Raw genomic sequence first — 17,104 nt, 5'->3', positions numbered from 1 at the left:
AGGGCGGTTTTTTTTTGCCGCTATGCTTGCAGGCTGGATCGACTGGAGGAGCGACATGCAACTGCCTGCACAACTGCTGGCGCTGGAAAGCGAGCTGCACGACCCGGCTGTGCGCGCGGACCGTCGGCGCCTGGTCCAACTGCTGGCCGAGGAGTTCGTCGAGTTCGGCGCCAGCGGCCGGGTCTGGAACCGGGCGCAGATCATCGAGGCGCTCCTCGAAGAGGCGCCGGCACAGCACAGCGTCAGTGACTTTCGCGTGCAACTGCTGGCCACCGGCGTGGCGCTGGTGACCTACCGCTGCCGCACGCTGATCGACCGGCAAGCACCCCAGGATTCGCTGCGTAGCTCGTGCTGGCGGCAGGACGGCGACGCCTGGCGCATGGTCTTTCATCAGGGCACGCGGGCGGCACCGCGGGTCGACGGCCGAGGACACTCCCAGAGGCGAGGGCTCTGTTAGAATCGCCGGTCCACGACTTCCAGAGGTGCCCCATGAGCGAGCCGATTCGCCTGACCCAGTACAGCCACGGCGCGGGTTGCGGTTGCAAGATTTCTCCCCAGGTCCTGGAGGTGATTCTGGCCGGCAGCGGCGCGCAGAACCTCGACCCGAAACTCTGGGTCGGCAATGCCTCGCGCGACGACGCGGCGGTGTACGCCATCGACGAAGAGCGCGGCGTGGTCTCGACCACCGACTTTTTCATGCCGATCGTCGACGACCCGTTCGACTTCGGGCGCATCGCCGCGACCAACGCCATCAGCGACATCTACGCCATGGGCGGCGACCCCTTGATGGCCATCGCCATCCTTGGCTGGCCAGTGAACGTGCTGGCGCCGGAAATCGCCCGCGAGGTGATTCGCGGCGGCCGCGCGGTGTGCGACGCGGCCGGCATCCCCCTGGCCGGCGGCCATTCGATCGACGCCCCGGAACCGATCTTCGGCCTGGCCGTGACTGGCCTGGTGGAAAAGCGCCACATGAAGCGCAACGACACCGCCACCGCCGGTTGCCTGCTGTACCTGACCAAGCCCCTGGGCATCGGCGTGCTGACCACGGCCGAGAAGAAGGGCAAGTTGCGCAGCGCCGACGTCGGCCTGGCCCGCGACTGGATGTGCACCCTGAACAAGCCCGGCAGCCGCTTCGGCAAGCTCGACGGCGTGACCGCGATGACCGACGTCACCGGTTTCGGCCTGCTCGGGCACCTGGTGGAAATGGCCGGTGGCAGCGGCCTGACCGCGCGTATTCACTACGATCGCGTGCCGCGCCTGCCAGGGGTCGAGTACTACCTCGACCAGGGCTGCATACCGGGCGGCACCCAGCGCAATTTCGACAGCTACGCCGACAAGCTCGGGCGTATCCAGGCCCTGCACAAGCTGGTGCTGTGCGACCCGCAGACCAGCGGCGGGCTGTTGATCGCCGTCACCCCGGAAGGCAATGCGGCCTTCCTCGCGCTGGCCGCCGAACTCGGCCTGGAACTGGCGCCGATCGGTGAGCTGGTGGAACGACAGAGCAACGCGGTCGAGGTGATCTGATGCCCATCGATATCACCAACTACCGCGAAATCTTCCTCAACGACCGGCCGATGATGGATACCCGCGCGCCGGTCGAATTCAGCAAGGGCGCCTTTCCCGGCGTGGTCAACCTGCCACTGATGACCGACCACGAACGGCAGCGGGTCGGCACCTGCTACAAGCAGCAGGGCCAGCAGGCGGCGATCGTCCTCGGGCACCAGCTGGTGTCCGGGGCGATCAAGGCCGAGCGCATCCAGGCCTGGGCCGATTTCGCCCGGGCCCACCCCGATGGCTACCTGTACTGCTTCCGCGGCGGCCTGCGTTCGCAGATCGTCCAGCAGTGGCTCAAGGACGAGGCCGGCATCGACTACCCGCGGGTCGGCGGCGGCTACAAGGCCATGCGTACCTTCCTGCTCGACACCCTCGAAGGAGCGGTGGCCGAGTGTGATTTTGTCCTGCTCGGCGGCATGACCGGCATCGGCAAGACCGAGGTGCTCAACCAACTGGCCAACGGCCTGGACCTGGAAGGCCACGCCAACCATCGCGGCTCCAGTTTCGGCAAGCGCGCCAGTGGCCAGCCGTCGAACATCGACTTCGAGAACCGCCTGGCGGTGGACATCCTGAAAAAGCGCGAGCGTGGCATCGGCGGGTTCGTGCTGGAAGACGAGAACCGCATGATCGGCAGCTGCGCCTTGCCGTTGCCGCTGTACCAGGGCATGCAGCGTTTCCCCATGGTCTGGCTGGAGGATGGCCTGGAGGGGCGGATCGAGCGGATCCTGCGCGACTACGTGATCGACTTGTGCGCGGAGTTCGTCGCGGTGCATGGCGAGGACGGTTTCGCGCGGTTTTCCGAGCGCCTGCTGGAAAGCCTGAACAACATCCGCAAACGCCTGGGGGGCGAGCGTCACCAGCGCCTGTACCAGCTGCTGGAGGCCGCCCTGGCCGAGCAGGCCCGCAGCGGCAGCGTGGACCTGCACCGGGCCTGGATCGAAGGCTTGCTCAAGGAATATTACGACCCGATGTATGCCTTCCAGCGCGAAAGCAAGGGCGCGCGCATCGAGTTCGTCGGCGAACAGGCGGCGGTGCTGGAGTATTTGCGCGAGCGCGCCAAGCGCGGTTGAGGCGGTAGCGGGCGGGGCCTTTGGCCCCATCGCGAGCAAGCTCGCTCCTACGGGGAGTTGCGCTGTCCATGTAGGAGCGAGCTTGCTCGCGATGACGTCCGTAAGGACGCCATCAAATCATGCTGACAACAACGCCGCGCCAATCAACCCGCACACCACGCCAATCAGCATGGTCAGGCCGGCCACGGTCATCAGCACCCGTGCATCGAAATCCTTGCGCAGCATTAAAAGCGACGGCAGGCTGATGCTCGGCAGGGTCATCAGCAAGGCCACCGCCGGGCCGGTGCCCATGCCCAGGGTCATCATGGTCTGCACGATGGGGATTTCCGCGGCGGTGGGAATCACGAACAGCGTGCCGACAATCGCCAGCGGCACCAGCCACAGCAGGCTGTCGCCAATCGCGCCCTCGACATGGGGGAACAGCCAGACCCGCGCCGCGCCCAGCACCAGCACCGCCAGCACATAGATCGGAATGGTGCTCCAGAACAGTTGCCACAGGCTGCGCGCCCAGCGGCTGAAGAACGCACCTTCATTGCCCGTGCTGGCCTCGACCACGGCCTCCACCGCCGCTTCCGGCAGTTGCTCGGGACGGGCGATGCGCTGGGCCACCAGCGATACCCCCAGCACCAGCACGATGCCCGCCACCAGCCGCAGCGCGGTGAAACCCCAGCCCAGGACAAAGCCCATGAACACCAGGGTCGCCGGGTTGAGCACCGGGTTGGCGATCCAGAAGGCCAGCGCCGCGCCTACCGAGACATTCTGCCGGCGCATGCTCGCCGCCACGGGCGCGGCGCAGCAGGAGCACATCATGCCCGGCAGGGCGAACAGCCCGCCGCGCAAAGTCGAGCCGAAACCGGCGCGGCCGAACAGGCGCAGCAGCCAGTCCCGCGGGATCAGCACTTGCAGCAGCGAACCGAGGATCACCGCCAGCACCGCGGCCTTCCAGATCGCCAGGAAATACACCTGGGCGTAGGCCAGGGCGGCGTTCAAAGGCGAGGAGGGCTGATCGTTGATGATCGAGGCGCCGATGCTGTGGCTGTCGGCGGCGATAAAGGCCTTGGCGTAGTAGGGCGACCACTTGACGAAGTAGAGGCCGACACACGCCACCAGGACGAACAGGGCGGGTTTCCACCAGAACGACCAGCCCCGGACGGGGCTGGCAGGGGCAAGGCTGGACATGAACAGTGATTCCGGGCAATGACGTTAGGTCGCGAATCTTAGCCTACTCGCGCACCTTGCGCGCCTGTGTAGCCGCTGCCGCAGGCTGCGATCGACCGCGCAGCGGTGGTAAAACCTCGCAACACGGAGTGCCGGGCCAAATCCCGGAATCCGCACCGGCGACTACCAAAGGGTCATGGCCACTCAGAGGGTACGAATCGAGGTGCGAATCGCCCGGGCGCACTCGATCACCGAAGGCGCCAGCTTGCGTTCGGCTTCTTCCAGGGTCCAGCGGCTGCTGGGGATCACCACATGCACGGCGGCCACCGGCAGGCCCTGGCTGCCGATGATCGGCGCGGCGATGCTCATGTCGCCGAGAAACAGCTCTTCCTGGTTCAGGGCGTAACCGCGCTGGCGGGTGGCGACGATTTCCCCATGGATCGCGTCGATCCCGGTCAGGGTGTGCCGGGTATGGGCCTGGCGGTCGCTGGCCTGGAGCATCGCCAGGGCTTCCTGGTCGGGCAGGGCGCTGAGGTAGGCGCGGCCGGAGCCGGTGCAGTACATCGGGATGCGGCTGCCGATGGGCATGTGGATCGGAATGAACTTGGGCGCCACAAAGCGCGCGACATAGACCATGTCCAGGCCATCGGGCTCGGTGAGGTTGGTGGTTTCGCCGGTGACCTGGGCCAGTTCGGCAAGGAACGGGTTGGCCACGTCCACCAGGGTGTCGGCGGCCAGGTAGTTGTAGCCGATCTCCATCACCCGCGGGGTCAGCTGGAAGCGTTTGGTCTGCGGGTGCTTACGCACGTAACCGAGCTGCTCCAGGGTGTGGATCATGCGTTGCGCCGAGCTTTTGTTGATCTCGGCGGCCTCGGCGATTTCCGCCAGGTTCATGGTCCGTTGGGCGGCGTTGAAGGCGCGCAGGACCGCCAGGCCTTTTTCCAGCGACTGATTGAACAGGCTATTGGGGGTGCCGCTCATGGCGGTTCCTTTGGGTTTTTTGTGTTTTAAATATCGATATTCGATATTTATAAATCTCTTTACGATTTTTGTAAATTGTTTATAGTCGGTCCATGCCTCCTGCCCCACTATCAGAGGCCAACCATCACGGACTTCAAACAATAAAATCGTCCAATGGGAGATTCGCCATGCAAAAGCGTTTTCGTGTCCTTGCATTGTGCTGCGCACTCACCGCCGGCCTCGTCGGTTCTGTCAGTGCCGGCGCCGCGCCGGTGTACAAGGTCGGCGCCACCGCCACCGGCATTCCCTTCACCTTTCTCGACGTCAAGAGCCAGAGCATCGAAGGCATGATGATCGACGCCGCCCGTGCGGTGGGCCAGGCCGGCGGCTTCGAGGTGGACATCCAGCAGACCACCTTCGCCGCGCTGATTCCCTCGCTGACCTCGAACAAGATCGACATTATTTCCGCCGCCATGCTGCGCACCCCGGCGCGGGAGAAGGTGGTGCAGTACTCCAACCCGGTGTTCAGCTATGGCGAGGGGCTGATCGTGCGCGCCGACGACAACACCGCCTACACCCGCATGGAGGACTTCAAGGACCAGGTGGTCGGCGCCCAGGTCGGCACGGTGTTCATCGATGAGTTGAACAAGCGCGGGATCTTCAAGGAAGTGCGCGGCTACGACTCGATCCCCGACCTGCTGCGCGACCTGGCGCTGGGGCGGATCAAGGCCGGTTTCGCCGACCGGCCGATCGTCGCCTACCAACTGGCCCAGGGCACCCAGAACAAGGTGCAGCTGGTGAAAAGCTACCAACCGGTGGTGATGGGCGATGTCTGCCTGATCGTGCGCAAGGGCGATGCGCAGACCCTGGACCAGGTCAACCGCGGCATCGCGGCGATCAAGGCCGACGGCTCCCTGGAGCGGATCATCGAGAAGTGGAAGCTCAACTGACCACCCCGCGGCCCGGCCGTCCGGCGGGGTCGCTTCACTCCTGATTGCGCAGGTCCTCCTATGTTTCTCCAGAACGCTCTGGACTTCCTCCCCATTCTGCTGAAAGGGGCGGTGGTCACCTTGCAGGTCACGGCCGGCTCCTTTGTGCTCAGCTCGCTGATCGGCCTGGTATTCGCCTTGATGATGGTGTCCAAGGTGCGCTCGATCTCCCTGTTCGCGATTGGCGTGGTCAACGTCATTCGCGGCCTGCCGATCATCGTGCAGCTGTTCTACATCTACTTCGTGCTGCCGGATTTCGGCATCCAGCTCACGGCCATGCAGGCTGGGGTGATTGGCCTGGGCATCGCCTACTCGGCGTACCAGGCGGAGAACTTCCGCGCCGGCATCCAGGCCATTCACCAGGGGCAGATCGAGGCGGCCGAATCCATCGGCATGCGCGGCGGCATGATCATGCGCCGGGTGGTCCTGCCCCAGGCCTTTCGCATCGCCTTGCCGCCCTATGGCAATACCCTGGTGATGATGCTCAAGGACTCCTCGCTGGTGTCCACCATCACCGTGGCCGAAATGACCCGCGCCGGTCAGCTCATCGCGTCCTCGACCTTCGAGAACATGACCGTCTACACCCTGGTGGCCTTGCTCTACCTGGCCCTGAGCCTGCCGTTGTCCTTTGCCCTGCGTCGCCTGGAGGCGCGCTTCAGCACCCGGAGAAAGTCATGATCGAGATCAAGGGCGTACACAAGAGTTTCGGCAACGTGGCGGTACTCGAAGGCATCGACCTGAGCGTGCAGAGCGGGGAAGTGGTGTGCCTGATCGGACCCTCGGGGTCCGGCAAGTCGACCCTGCTGCGCTGCATCAACGGCCTGGAAAGCTACGAGCAGGGCGACATCCTGGTCAGCGGCGAACGGGTCGACCGCCATGGCAAGACCATTCACCAGCTGCGTACTCAGGTGGCCATGGTGTTCCAGCGCTTCAACCTGTTCCCCCATCGCACCGCGTTGCAGAACGTCACCGAAGGGCCGATCTACGTGAAGAAGCAGAACCCGCAGCAGGCCCGGGAGCGGGCCGAGGCGCTGCTGGAAAAAGTCGGCCTGGCCCATCGCATGCACGCCTATCCGGACGAGCTGTCCGGCGGCCAGCAGCAGCGGGTGGCGATCGCCCGGGCCCTGGCCATGGACCCGCAGGCGATCCTGTTCGACGAGCCGACCTCGGCGCTGGACCCGGAGCTGGTGGGCGAGGTGCTGGCGGTGATGCGCAAGCTCGCCGACGAAGGCATGACCATGATTGTGGTCACCCACGAAATGGGCTTTGCCCAGGACGTGGCGGACAAGGTGTGTTTCCTCCACAGCGGCAAGATCGTCGAGGCCGGGCCGGCGAAGCAGGTGCTGAGCGCGCCGCGCCATCCGCGCACCCAGGACTTCCTCAAGCGCCTGCTCAATCAGGGCGCGGAGGTGCAGGCATGAAGGCCGCCGAAACCTTGCGCCTGCCGCCTTCCTTGTGGGCCGCCACGGCGACGGCGGCGGTCGAGACCCCGGCGCTGGCCGAAGACCTGCGGGTCGATGTGGCCATAGTCGGCGCCGGCTACACCGGGCTGGTGACCGCGCTGCGCCTGGCCGAGGCCGGGGTCAGCGTCTGTGTGCTGGACGCCGGGGAGCCGGGTTGGGGTGCCTCCGGACGCAACGGCGGGCAGGTGATTCCCGGGCTCAAGTACGACCCGGATCAGTTGCTGGCCAAGTTCGGCGCGGCCCGCGCCGAGGCCATGCTGGAGGCGGCCGGCTCGGCCGCCGACGAAGTGTTCGCCCTGATCGAGCAGCATCGCATCGCTTGCGATGCGACGCGCAAGGGTTGGATTCAGCCGGCGTTTTCCGCCAGTTCCCTGCAGGCCATCGAACAGCGCGCCGAGCAGTGGCGTCGGCGCGGGGTGGCGGTGGAATTGCTCGACCGCGCCGCTGTCGGTCGGCGCATCGGCAGCCAGAACTACCTCGGCGGCTGGGTCGATCCGCGCGCCGGCAGCCTGCACCCGCTGAACTATGCGCGCGGCCTGGCCAGGGTGGCGCAGCAGCAGGGCGTGCGGATTCACGGGCAGACCCGGGTCGAGGCTTTGCAGCGCGAAGGCGGGCAGTGGCAGTTGCGCACCGCCCAGGGCCATCGGGTCCAGGCCCAGCGCGTGGTGCTGGCGACCAATGGCTACACCGACGACCTGTGGCCACGGCTGCGGCAGACGGTGATTGCTGCCAACAGTTTCATCATCGCCACCCGCCCGCTGTCGGCCGAGCTGCGCCAGGGCATCCTGCCGAACGGCGAGGTCTGTTCCGACGCCCGGCGCCTGTTGCTGTATTTCAAACAGGATGCCCAGGGGCGCTTGTTGCTGGGGGGGCGCGGACCGTTTTCCGAGCCGAGCCACAGCGGCGACTGGCACCATCTGGAGCGTTCGTTGCTGGGCCTGTTTCCGCAGTTGGCGGGCACGCCCATCGAGTATCGCTGGAGCGGGCGGGTGGCGTTGAATCAGAGTTTCCTGCCGCAGCTGCATGAGCCGCAGCCGGGGTTGTCGATCCTGCTCGGCTACAACGGTCGCGGCATCGCCTTGTCCACGGCCCTGGGCAAGCACCTGGCGGCGCGGCTGTCGGGGGCGAGCAGTGAATTTCCGTTTCCGGTGACGCCGATCCGGCCGATTCCGCTGCATGGCTTGCAGCGTCTGTACCTGGGGGCGGGGATCGCCTGGTACCGCCTGCTGGACGCCCTGCGCTGAGGGCGGCGTATCAGGTCGGGCAGTTTTCCTCGCCGTTATCCAGGCCCTGCTTGTAGCTGCGGCTGTCGAGGGTGGCCTTGCCGTTGTGCCAGGTCAGGGTCAGCACGTAGAGCGAGTCGAAGTCGTTGGAGGCCCAGTCGTCGGTGATGGTGCGTTTTTCGCCGACGGCTTCGCGCGCCACCTTGTTGATCAGCTCCGGCAGATAGCCGTGGGACCAGGCGGTGTAGATGATCGAGTTGTGATAACGGTCATGCAGCAGCTCGTCGGCCAGCTCGCTGGTGTCGTTGGCCGAGAATTCGATGTTCACCGGCAGGCCGAGCTTGATGGCGCTGGGGCTGATGGTCATCAGCGGGCGGATGTAGCTGTAGGAGTTGTCGAGCTCGCCTTCCTCGACATTGCGCGTCGGGTTGGCGGCGAATACGTAATTGGCCTTGCCGAATTTTTCCGGCAACAAAGACGCCAGGTCGATGGCGCGGTTCAGGCCCTGGCAGTTGAGCTGGCCGAGGCCGCCGGCGGGTTTTTCCGCGTGGCGCAAAAAGACCAGGGTCTGGGTGCCGTCCACCGGCTGGGCGCGACTTTCACTGGACTCCAGCGACAGCAGCAGCCCACTGGTCAGCAGCAGCGCCGGGAAGAACACGTAGGACCGGTGTTGCAGGCGTTGGGTGAAACTCAGCAGATTCTTCATGGATCGTCGGTACTTCAGCGCAATCGGTTAAGGCTGACAAACCTTTCCACGGCGAGCTCCCGCTTCGCGTGGTTTTCCCTGTCGTTGAACGAGTGTTCTACCCGTAGGTAGTGCTCAGAGTCCCAGGACGCCTTTTGGTTCGATCCGGGCATGGGGCTGCGAGCGTGGCCCGTCACTTTATCCGCACCGCTGTCTGGCTGCCGGGAAGCTTAACCACCGGATGTTTCGAATTTAAGAATGCGCGCCGCGGACCGATGCCTGTAATCTAGCGCCGTCGCGCCCGGCCCCGGGCCACGGCCTTTCATCTGACTGTCATTGGAAGCCTGTCATGACCGATCTCCATGCATTCCCCATCACCCAGAAATGGCCGGCGCAGTACGCCGACTGGATTCAGCTGTATTCCTTGCCGACCCCCAACGGCGTCAAGGTCTCGATCATGCTCGAAGAGATCGGGCTGCCCTACGAGCCGCATCGCGTCAGTTTCGAAACCAACGACCAGATGTCCCCCGAGTTCCTCTCGCTGAACCCGAACAACAAGATCCCGGCGATCCTCGATCCCCACGGCCCGGGCGACCAGCCGCTGGCGCTGTTCGAGTCGGGGGCGATCCTGATCTACCTGGCGGACAAGAGCGGGCAACTGCTGGCCCAGGAATCCGCGGCGCGCTACGAGACCATTCAGTGGCTGATGTTCCAGATGGGCGGCATCGGCCCGATGTTCGGCCAGTTGGGCTTCTTCAATAAATTCGCCGGCAAGGATTACGAGGACAAGCGTCCGCGCGACCGCTACGTCGCCGAATCCCGCCGCCTGCTGAGCGTGCTCGAGGGCCGTCTGCAAGGCCGCGACTGGATCATGGGCGAGCGCTACACCATCGCCGATATCGCCACCTTCCCCTGGGTGCGCAACCTGACCGGCTTCTATGAAGCGGGCGATCTGGTGGGCTTCAAGGACTTCCCCAACGTGCAGCGCGTGCTCGAGCGTTTCCTCGCGCGCCCGGCGGTGATCCGCGGCCTGGAAATCCCCAAGCCGGTCTGACTGCCCTCTCTGTAGCCGCTGCCGCAGGCTGCGCTCGGCGACGCAGTCGTCGTAGAACCTGACGACGCGTTCTGTCTGGCACAACGCGTGGGTCCTTTTGCGATGACTGCGTCATCGATCGCAGGCTTCGCCAGCGGCTACAGGTATGCTTTTTTGCAGGTCAGGCCGGTTCCAGGCCTGACCGCGTTCATTCAGACAAGGACCCGTAATGAGCCGATTCGATTTCAAGCAGGTGGATGTCTTCAGCAACCAGCCGCTCAAGGGCAACCCGCTGGCGGTGGTGTTCGGCGCCGATGAGTTGAGCGACGCGCGCATGGCGGCATTCGCCAACTGGACCAACCTCAGCGAAACCACCTTTATCCTCGAACCCCGGGACCCGCGGGCCGACTATCGCCTGCGGATTTTCACCACCCTGCAGGAGCTGCCGTTCGCCGGCCATCCGACCCTCGGCAGCTGCCATGCCTGGCTGGAAGCCGGCGGCGTGCCCAAGGGCGAGGAGATCGTCCAGGAGTGCGCGGTCGGCCTGGTGCGCATTCGCCGCCACGGCGCCGAGCTGGCGTTTCTCGCGCCGCCGTTGCTCAAGTCCGGCCCGGTCGATGACGGGTTGCTGGAGCAGGTGCGCCAGGGCCTGAGGCTGGCGCCCGATGCCATCGTCGACGCGCAATGGGTGGACAACGGCGCCGGCTGGCTGGCGGTGCTGCTGGCCGAGCGCGGCCAGGTACTCGACCTGCAACCCGACTATGCACAGCTCAAGGGCCTTGCGGTGGGGGTGATCGCCCCCTGGAACCCCGAGCTCGATGGCGACGCGGCGCAGTTCGAGGTGCGGGCCTTTATCGCCGGCGACGGCATGCCGGAAGACCCGGCCACCGGCAGCCTCAACGCCGGCATCGCCCAATGGCTGCTGGGCGCTGGGTTGGCGCCGGCGTCCTACGTGGTCAGCCAGGGTTTGAGCATGGGCCGGGCCGGGCGCATCCAGGTCGAGCAGGTCGGCGATGAAGTCTGGATCGGCGGCTCGGTGGTGACCTGTATCGAGGGCAGCCTGACGTTGTAGGCGAGGGCGCTTTGCAGTCAGGCCCGGCCTGTCTGTTGCCTAAGTGGCCCTGGACGCGTGGCGATAGCTTCTGGGGGATACGCCGTACCAGCGTTTGAAGGTCTGGGAGAAACTCGACAGGTCGCTGTAGCCCAGTTTTTCGGCGATGTCTGTCAGTTTCAGCGTCGGGTCGCCGAGCAACTCCAGGGCCGCGGCGCTGCGCGACTGCTCCAGCAGGTGTCGGTAACAGGTGCCTTCCTCGTGCAGGCGTCGTTTCAAGGTCCGCTCGCTGAGATTGATCAGGCTGGCCATGCCCGGCAGGTCTGGCGGTACGCCCAGGGGGGCGATGTTCAGGTACTGGCGGACCAGCTCGGCGGTGCCCGTGCGGGGGCTGCGGCGCTCCATCAATTGCGCGCACATCTGCTCGCACATCGCGACGGTGACGGTGTTTGCCTGGGGGAGTGGGCGGCTCAGCAGCGAACGATCGAAGGCCAGGCTGTTGCGGTCGGCGAGGTAGGCGGGGCGGATGCCAAGAATATTGCCGGCACTGGCCGCCACCTGATCGACCGGGCGTTTCTTCTTCAGGGTAAAACCCGCCAGCGAGAACTCGCGGCCAGCTATTTCTTTGAGCAGCATCGCGGCGGCGGCCATGTCGCGTTCGATCACAAAGTCTCTGAGCGACTCGTCCGCCAGCGCCGGTTCGGTGAACGTCAGGATGCCGAGCGGGGGTTGCTCATGGTAGGCGATCCGGGTGAACGCGTAGGTCAGCGGCAAGAAGCGCAGGGCCAGCTTCAGGGCGTCACCGGCGGTCGCGCTGCTGATCAGGCCATAACCGAACAGCCCGTAGGTCGAGAAGTGATAGCGCTCGCCCACTTGATAGCCCAGCCCTTGTGGGTGCCCCGACAGGTTGAGCAGGTTATTGATCAGGCGCAGTTCCTGGGCGCATGACAGCTCGAAGTTGGGATCTGCCAGCCGGGCCAGCGACAGGCCCGAGCCTGCCAGCAATCGCGCAGGCGAGAAGCCTCTTTCGCGACCGAAATCCACCATCAGCAGGGCACTGGCCGGTCCCCGCGACAACTCCAGCATGTTCATGCTCGCGACCTGGGTCAGGGAAAGGAATTGGCCTGAATACTAAAGTATCTGTCCCGTTACGTCATGGGACTGGCGAGGGCGGGCAAGCATGATGGGTGCGCAGGCTACGCTGATCGGGATTAGCGGGAAGCCCTGGGACCTGATCATGCGAAGACCTGTGCCTGCCCATGAAAAAAACAACAAAAGAGGTGCTGCATGCCCCAACTCGAACCTGACCTGCAATCGACGGCGCCACTCACCGCCGTGATCATCGGCAGCGGTTTTGCCGGCATCGGCATGGCCATCGCGCTGCGCAAGGCCGGCGTCACGGACTTCATCATTCTGGAAAAACAGCAGGATGTCGGCGGCGTCTGGCGAGACAACAGTTACCCGGGCGCTGCCTGCGATGTGCCATCGCACCTGTATTCGTTTTCATTCGAACCCAACCCCGGCTGGACGCGGATGTTTGCCCCGCAAGCCGAAATACAGGGGTATCTGCAGCATTGCGTACGCAAGTATGAGGTGCAGCGGCACATCCGTTTCGGCGCTGAAGTACGGGCGGCGCGATTCGACGAGGCCAGCGCGCAGTGGTGCATCACCGAAGTCGGTGGGCGGGTGCATCGCGCCGCCGTGCTGATCAGCGCCACTGGCCAGCTCAGCCGGCCGGCGCTGCCGACGTTCGAAGGCATGCAGGCGTTCAAGGGGCGTGTGTTCCATTCCGCAAGCTGGGATCACGGCTACTCGTTGGCGGGGAAACGGGTGGCGGTGATAGGGACGGGCGCTTCGGCGATTCAGTTCGTGCCGGCCATCGCCGACCCGGTGGCGCAGCTCAAGGTATTCCAGCGCTCGCCGGCCTACATCTTGCCTCGGCCCGATCGCGCCTACAGCGATGAAGAAAAGCAGCTGTTCGCCAGGAGGCCCTGGCGCATGGCGCTGCATCGTGCCGCCATCTACCTGCGCTACGAATCCAGGGCCCTGGGTTTTACCCGCCTCAAGGGGCTGATGAAGTGGGCGGTCGGCCTGCCGTTTCGCCGCTTGTTGAACCAGTCGGTCAGCGACCCGCAGCTGCGCCGGCAACTGATCCCGGATTACCCCATCGGCTGCAAGCGCATCCTGCTGTCCAGCGATTACCTCAAGACCCTGGCCCGGCCCAATGTGCAGTTGATCACCGAGGGTATCGGGCGCATCACCGAGCAGGGCATCGAGACGCTGGACGGCAAGCACCACCCGGTGGATGCGATCATCTACGGCACGGGGTTCGCGGCGACGCAGTTCCTTGCACCGATGACGATCGTCGGGCGCGGCGGGGTGGAGCTGCAGCACGCCTGGGAGCAGGGCGCACGTGCGTATCTGGGGCTGGCGGTGCCGGGCTTTCCCAACTTTTTCATGTTGTATGGCCCCAATACCAACCTGGGGCACAACTCGATCGTCTACATGCTGGAAAGCCAGATATCCCATGTCATGCGCTGCTGGCGCGCGATGCACAAGGCTGCGGCCACCACCGTCGAGGTCGATGACCAGGCTGAGCAGCGTTTTCATCAACGGATCCAGCGCCGCCTGGCCGGTTCCGTGTGGAGCGGTTGCAAGAGCTGGTATGTCGATGCAGCGGGCAACAACAGCACCAACTGGCCGGGCTTCACCTTGTCCTATCGCTGGCTGACCCGTTATTCGGCATTGCGCGCCTATGGTTTTTCCAGGGCGCTGGTCAGCGAGTCAGGGCAGGTCTACGGGCAGGTGATTGCCGAGCCCCGCGATGGCCTCGAAGTCCTCAGTGCTGGCTTGTTGCGCCAACTCTTGCGGGTGAGCTTCCGGGCGCTGATCGGTCCGCCGCGAAGCATTGCCACCCAGCGGCGTATCGTCAACGGCCTGTCCTGGTTGATGCCGGGCTGCGCTGGCGTGACCCAGGCACGGGCCCACGTCTCGGGCGTACCGCTGCGAATCCTGACACCGGGCCACGCCGAGGCGGGTGGGGTGATGCTTTATCTGCATGGCGGTGCCTTCTGCCTGGGCGGCCCTGCCACGCACCGCAGCGTTACCAGCCGCCTGGCCCGGGACGCGGGGATGGCCGTCTGGGTAGCGGACTATCGGCTGGCGCCGGAACAGCCGTTTCCCGCGGCCCTGGAAGATGCGTTGGCCTGCTACCAGGCGATCCGGGCGCAAGGCTATCCGGCGCGGCAGATCCTGCTGGCCGGCGACTCCGCGGGTGGCTCTCTCGTCCTGGCCCTGGCGCTGACGCTGCAACAGCGTGGCGAGCCCTTTGCCGCGGGCCTGCTGTTGTTGTCCCCGGTGACGGATACGACGCTGAGCGGGCCAACCCTTATCACCCGCCAGTACGCCGACCCCATGCTGCGGCGCGATTGGCTCGAGCAAGGGCTGCGCGCCTACGCAGCACCTGCCCAGAGCCCGTTGCACAGTCCATTGAGCGCCGACTTGCGTGGGCTGCCGCCGATGCTGATCCAGGTGGGGGACCAGGAACTGCTGCTGGCGGACGCCACACGCCTGGCCGAGCGCGCGCTGCACTGCGGCGTGGCCTGTCGCCTGGAAGTGCATGCCGCGAGGTGGCATGTGTTTCAGTTGCAGGCGTTCTACTTGCGTTCGGCCAGGCAAGCCCTGCGTTCAGCGGCCCTGTTCGCTCGCCGCCGCCTGGACGATCGCGGCGAGCCTTGTGCCGACGCGGTCGCAGCAGCGGCGGTGATGGATGCCGCAGCCCTTGATGGGTAGGCAGGCTGTCTCGATCCGGCAAGGTGGTCGCGAGGATTTTCGGGCAAAAAAAAGCCGCCCAAGATGGCAGCGTTAAAGGAGAGCACGCGTTGCTGATAACGCGAGTATCACTGCGAAAAATGACCCAATGATGACAGTCCCCTTGCCGCCGAACAGCCTTTCGTGACCGGGCTGCGGCAGGGGCCGGCCCGGGTGGGCGCCAGCCGGGTTGCCGGGCGGATCAAGGCGGACGTCTGTCATCTTGGCGTCATCGACGCCATGGCAAGATCGCCGCAAACCGTCTTTAGTAGTCGACAGGCTGCGGCCTGCCGGTCGATGAACCTGCCAGGAATCCCCCCCATGAAAGGCGACGCTTCTCTGTTCGCAGCCATTGATCTTGGGTCCAATGCGTTTCGCCTGATGATCGGCCAGCCGGTCCGGCGCAGCCAGGGGTTCATGATCCAGGAAGTGAAGACCCTGCGTGAGCCGGTGCGCCTGGCCGAGGGCTTCCAGGAGGGCGCCCTGGACGAGCTGGCGCTGGACCGGGGCTGGCAGGCACTGGCGCGCTTTGGCAAGAAGCTGCGCGGTTTCGAGGCCGGTCGGGTGCGGGCGGTGGCCACCAGCGCCGTGCGCGAAGCCGACAATGCGCCGCTGTTCCTGGCCAGCGCCGAGCGTCACCTGGGGTTTCGCATCGATGTCATTTCCGGGCATGAGGAGGCGCGGCTGGTGTATGCCGGCGTCGCCCATACCGTGCCGGGCAGCGAAAGCATGCGGCTGGTGGTGGACATCGGCGGCGGTTCCACCGAGTTGATCCTCGGGCAGGGCGCCCAGCCCTTGCTGACCGAGAGCATTGCCATTGGCAGCGGGAGCTTCGGCGCGCGCTACTTTCCGGGCGGCGCGGTCTCGGCTCATGCCCTGCAGGAAGCCGAGCGCCTGGCCAGCCTGAAGTTCGAGAAAGTCGCCCGGCGTTATCGCCAGCTCGGCTGGCAGCAGGCCATAGGCTCCTCGGGCACCGCCCGGTTCCTGGCCAAGGTGCTCAAGGCCAACGGCCTGAACGACTATGGCGAGGACGGCATCACCTACGGCGGGCTGTTGCGCCTGTCGTTGCGCCTGCTGGAGGCCGGGCATGTCAAGCGCCTGCGGCTGGCCGGGCTGCAATCCCATCGCCTGGGCATCCTGCCCGGCGGCCTGGCGGTGATGCTGGCGGCGTTCAAGGTGTTTGGCGTCACCCATATGACGCCTTCCGAACCGGGGCTGCGCTTCGGCGTGCTGCATGGCCTGATATGTAACAACTGATGACCGAGCCTTGTCCGCACAAGCGGCTGGCCTTCCTCCAGACACCTGTTCCCGCCAGGGTGCTCTGTCGCTCTAACTCAACCCTTCACAGGTCACGCCGGGATCAACCGGCGCGGCAACGCCTGCGCGCCGTCGCCGCGGTATTCCCGCCGGCGAAAAAGGCTGTCATAAAAAGTGCGATTTTGCGCGGCACTATCCCCAGCAGTCTGAAAACAGGGGACATGAACCATGAGTGACAAACGCCGCGTGCTGTTCGTGTGCGCCAGGAACGATGCCCGTTCACTGATGGCGCAAGCGCTGCTGCGCCACGCCGACGCCGAACACTTCGACGCCTTCAGCGCCGGCCTGGTGGCCAGCGAGATCGACCCGCGCACCCTGGAGTCTCTCGAACATATCGGCATCGCCACCGACGGGCTGCGCAGCAAGGCCCTCGACGAGTTCGCCGGGCAGCAGTTCCACTATGTCATCACCCTGTGCGACAAGTCCTCGGAAGAGGCCGCGCGCATGCCGTCCTCCGGCGAGGTGATTGTCTGGAACTTCGAGGACCCGGCTACCAGCGACAAACATGAACCGTTTCGCCACACCCTCCAGGAGATCCACGATCGACTGCACATGTTCATCACCGTGAAGACCCGCTCGTGATGGCAAGGATCGCCGATCCTCTTTGGCCGAATCGCAGATCCTCCCTCGCTGATTGGCACGGCCGGGTTGCATGCCGGCCAACCCGCCCCGAACCCAGACTCTGGGCGCCGTGTTCACCCTGGGTTCTCTGCTCTGGCGGTCGCCCACCGCCGGCCGTCTACACTTAACCGCAGGCCACACAGGGCGGCAGCCCTGGGCGCATTCAACCG

General features: G+C 65.3%; 16 protein-coding genes. 12 read left to right on the top strand and 4 right to left on the bottom strand.

The window, feature by feature from the left end:
- Window positions 1-55: 55 nt before the first annotated feature.
- The 3 genes from BM019_RS13280 to mnmH are packed head-to-tail and all read left to right on the top strand — an operon-like array spanning window position 56 to window position 2,624.
- Window positions 56-457, top strand: a complete 402-nt coding sequence (locus BM019_RS13280; protein ID WP_092418518.1) for a nuclear transport factor 2 family protein — start codon at window positions 56-58, stop codon at window positions 455-457.
- 32 nt (window positions 458-489) lie between these two features.
- Complete coding sequence (gene selD, locus BM019_RS13275) at window positions 490-1,524, top strand: selenide, water dikinase SelD (protein WP_092418517.1); 1,035 nt, start codon at window positions 490-492, stop codon at window positions 1,522-1,524.
- The gene (mnmH, locus tag BM019_RS13270) at window positions 1,524-2,624 is read left to right on the top strand and encodes a tRNA 2-selenouridine(34) synthase MnmH (protein WP_092418516.1); all 1,101 of its coding nucleotides are present in this window, start codon (window positions 1,524-1,526) and stop codon (window positions 2,622-2,624) included. The genes selD and mnmH overlap by 1 nt, the downstream gene beginning before the upstream one ends.
- A gap of 117 nt (window positions 2,625-2,741) precedes the next feature.
- On the opposite strand, the gene BM019_RS13265 is transcribed toward mnmH, so the two are convergent.
- Together BM019_RS13265 and BM019_RS13260 are read right to left on the bottom strand one after the other, a co-directional pair.
- On the bottom strand, window positions 2,742-3,803 hold the full coding sequence (locus tag BM019_RS13265; protein ID WP_092418515.1) for a permease: 1,062 nt from the start codon (window positions 3,801-3,803) through the stop codon (window positions 2,742-2,744).
- Between the two features lie 183 nt (window positions 3,804-3,986).
- Window positions 3,987-4,763, bottom strand: coding sequence for an IclR family transcriptional regulator (locus BM019_RS13260; RefSeq protein WP_092418514.1), 777 nt, complete (start codon window positions 4,761-4,763; stop codon window positions 3,987-3,989).
- A gap of 167 nt (window positions 4,764-4,930) precedes the next feature.
- Here BM019_RS13260 and BM019_RS13255 point away from each other — a divergent pair, with 167 nt between their 5' ends.
- Genes BM019_RS13255 through BM019_RS13240 form a run of 4 tightly spaced genes read left to right on the top strand, consistent with a single transcriptional unit; the run spans window position 4,931 to window position 8,438 of the window.
- Window positions 4,931-5,692 carry an ABC transporter substrate-binding protein gene (locus tag BM019_RS13255; protein ID WP_092418513.1) on the top strand — a complete coding sequence of 254 codons (762 nt, stop codon included), beginning with the start codon at window positions 4,931-4,933 and terminating at the stop codon, window positions 5,690-5,692.
- Window positions 5,693-5,752: 60 nt separating this feature from the next.
- Window positions 5,753-6,409, top strand: coding sequence for an amino acid ABC transporter permease (locus BM019_RS13250; RefSeq protein WP_009043142.1), 657 nt, complete (start codon window positions 5,753-5,755; stop codon window positions 6,407-6,409).
- Window positions 6,406-7,152 (top strand): amino acid ABC transporter ATP-binding protein, encoded by a 747-nt coding sequence (locus tag BM019_RS13245; protein ID WP_009048220.1) that lies wholly within the window; start codon window positions 6,406-6,408, stop codon window positions 7,150-7,152. The genes BM019_RS13250 and BM019_RS13245 overlap by 4 nt, the downstream gene beginning before the upstream one ends.
- Window positions 7,149-8,438, top strand: a complete 1,290-nt coding sequence (locus BM019_RS13240) for an NAD(P)/FAD-dependent oxidoreductase (RefSeq protein WP_092418512.1) — start codon at window positions 7,149-7,151, stop codon at window positions 8,436-8,438. Before BM019_RS13245 ends, BM019_RS13240 begins: the two co-directional genes overlap by 4 nt.
- Window positions 8,439-8,448: 10 nt before the next feature.
- On the opposite strand, the gene BM019_RS13235 is transcribed toward BM019_RS13240, so the two are convergent.
- Window positions 8,449-9,123: a histidine phosphatase family protein gene (locus tag BM019_RS13235; RefSeq protein ID WP_085530406.1), complete on the bottom strand. Its 675-nt coding sequence runs from the start codon at window positions 9,121-9,123 to the stop codon at window positions 8,449-8,451.
- A 328-nt stretch (window positions 9,124-9,451) separates the two neighbouring features.
- Here BM019_RS13235 and BM019_RS13230 point away from each other — a divergent pair, with 328 nt between their 5' ends.
- Both BM019_RS13230 and BM019_RS13225 read left to right on the top strand, forming a co-directional pair.
- Window positions 9,452-10,156, top strand: a complete 705-nt coding sequence (locus BM019_RS13230) for a glutathione S-transferase family protein (protein WP_092418511.1) — start codon at window positions 9,452-9,454, stop codon at window positions 10,154-10,156.
- Between the two features lie 208 nt (window positions 10,157-10,364).
- Window positions 10,365-11,207, top strand: coding sequence for a PhzF family phenazine biosynthesis protein (locus BM019_RS13225; RefSeq protein WP_092418510.1), 843 nt, complete (start codon window positions 10,365-10,367; stop codon window positions 11,205-11,207).
- A 39-nt stretch (window positions 11,208-11,246) separates the two neighbouring features.
- On the opposite strand, the gene BM019_RS13220 is transcribed toward BM019_RS13225, so the two are convergent.
- Window positions 11,247-12,278, bottom strand: a complete 1,032-nt coding sequence (locus BM019_RS13220; protein WP_092418509.1) for an AraC family transcriptional regulator — start codon at window positions 12,276-12,278, stop codon at window positions 11,247-11,249.
- A 195-nt stretch (window positions 12,279-12,473) separates the two neighbouring features.
- Here BM019_RS13220 and BM019_RS13215 point away from each other — a divergent pair, with 195 nt between their 5' ends.
- The 3 genes from BM019_RS13215 (at window position 12,474) to BM019_RS13205 (ending at window position 16,895) form a co-directional block, all read left to right on the top strand.
- On the top strand, window positions 12,474-14,978 hold the full coding sequence (locus BM019_RS13215) for a flavin-containing monooxygenase (RefSeq protein ID WP_092418508.1): 2,505 nt from the start codon (window positions 12,474-12,476) through the stop codon (window positions 14,976-14,978).
- Between the two features lie 339 nt (window positions 14,979-15,317).
- On the top strand, window positions 15,318-16,253 hold the full coding sequence (locus tag BM019_RS13210) for a Ppx/GppA family phosphatase (protein WP_092418507.1): 936 nt from the start codon (window positions 15,318-15,320) through the stop codon (window positions 16,251-16,253).
- Window positions 16,254-16,481: 228 nt separating this feature from the next.
- A complete protein-coding gene (locus BM019_RS13205) occupies window positions 16,482-16,895 on the top strand; it encodes an arsenate reductase ArsC (protein ID WP_092418506.1) in 414 nt (137 codons plus the stop codon).
- Window positions 16,896-17,104: the final 209 nt, after the last annotated feature.

It is taken from the genome of Pseudomonas sp. NFPP07 (genome assembly GCF_900115645.1).
Lineage (GTDB): Bacteria > Pseudomonadota > Gammaproteobacteria > Pseudomonadales > Pseudomonadaceae > Aquipseudomonas > Aquipseudomonas chlororaphis.
The sequence above is the reverse complement of the archived record's forward strand: the minus strand, read 5'-3'. Positions and strand labels throughout refer to the sequence as shown.

Excerpts from the sequence above, each read along its gene's own strand:
- BM019_RS13280 (WP_092418518.1), top strand. The coding sequence starts at position 56 with ATGCAACTGCCTGCACAACTGCTGGCGCTGGAAAGCGAGCTGCACGAC.
- BM019_RS13235 (WP_085530406.1), bottom strand. The coding sequence starts at position 9,123 with ATGAAGAATCTGCTGAGTTTCACCCAACGCCTGCAACACCGGTCCTAC.
- mnmH (WP_092418516.1), top strand. The coding sequence starts at position 1,524 with ATGCCCATCGATATCACCAACTACCGCGAAATCTTCCTCAACGACCGG.
- BM019_RS13215 (WP_092418508.1), top strand. The coding sequence starts at position 12,474 with ATGCCCCAACTCGAACCTGACCTGCAATCGACGGCGCCACTCACCGCC.
- BM019_RS13265 (WP_092418515.1), bottom strand. The coding sequence starts at position 3,803 with ATGTCCAGCCTTGCCCCTGCCAGCCCCGTCCGGGGCTGGTCGTTCTGG.
- BM019_RS13250 (WP_009043142.1), top strand. The coding sequence starts at position 5,753 with ATGTTTCTCCAGAACGCTCTGGACTTCCTCCCCATTCTGCTGAAAGGG.
- BM019_RS13245 (WP_009048220.1), top strand. The coding sequence starts at position 6,406 with ATGATCGAGATCAAGGGCGTACACAAGAGTTTCGGCAACGTGGCGGTA.
- selD (WP_092418517.1), top strand. The coding sequence starts at position 490 with ATGAGCGAGCCGATTCGCCTGACCCAGTACAGCCACGGCGCGGGTTGC.
- BM019_RS13205 (WP_092418506.1), top strand. The coding sequence starts at position 16,482 with ATGAGTGACAAACGCCGCGTGCTGTTCGTGTGCGCCAGGAACGATGCC.
- BM019_RS13260 (WP_092418514.1), bottom strand. The coding sequence starts at position 4,763 with ATGAGCGGCACCCCCAATAGCCTGTTCAATCAGTCGCTGGAAAAAGGC.
- BM019_RS13210 (WP_092418507.1), top strand. The coding sequence starts at position 15,318 with ATGAAAGGCGACGCTTCTCTGTTCGCAGCCATTGATCTTGGGTCCAAT.
- BM019_RS13220 (WP_092418509.1), bottom strand. The coding sequence starts at position 12,278 with ATGAACATGCTGGAGTTGTCGCGGGGACCGGCCAGTGCCCTGCTGATG.
- BM019_RS13240 (WP_092418512.1), top strand. The coding sequence starts at position 7,149 with ATGAAGGCCGCCGAAACCTTGCGCCTGCCGCCTTCCTTGTGGGCCGCC.
- BM019_RS13255 (WP_092418513.1), top strand. The coding sequence starts at position 4,931 with ATGCAAAAGCGTTTTCGTGTCCTTGCATTGTGCTGCGCACTCACCGCC.
- BM019_RS13230 (WP_092418511.1), top strand. The coding sequence starts at position 9,452 with ATGACCGATCTCCATGCATTCCCCATCACCCAGAAATGGCCGGCGCAG.
- BM019_RS13225 (WP_092418510.1), top strand. The coding sequence starts at position 10,365 with ATGAGCCGATTCGATTTCAAGCAGGTGGATGTCTTCAGCAACCAGCCG.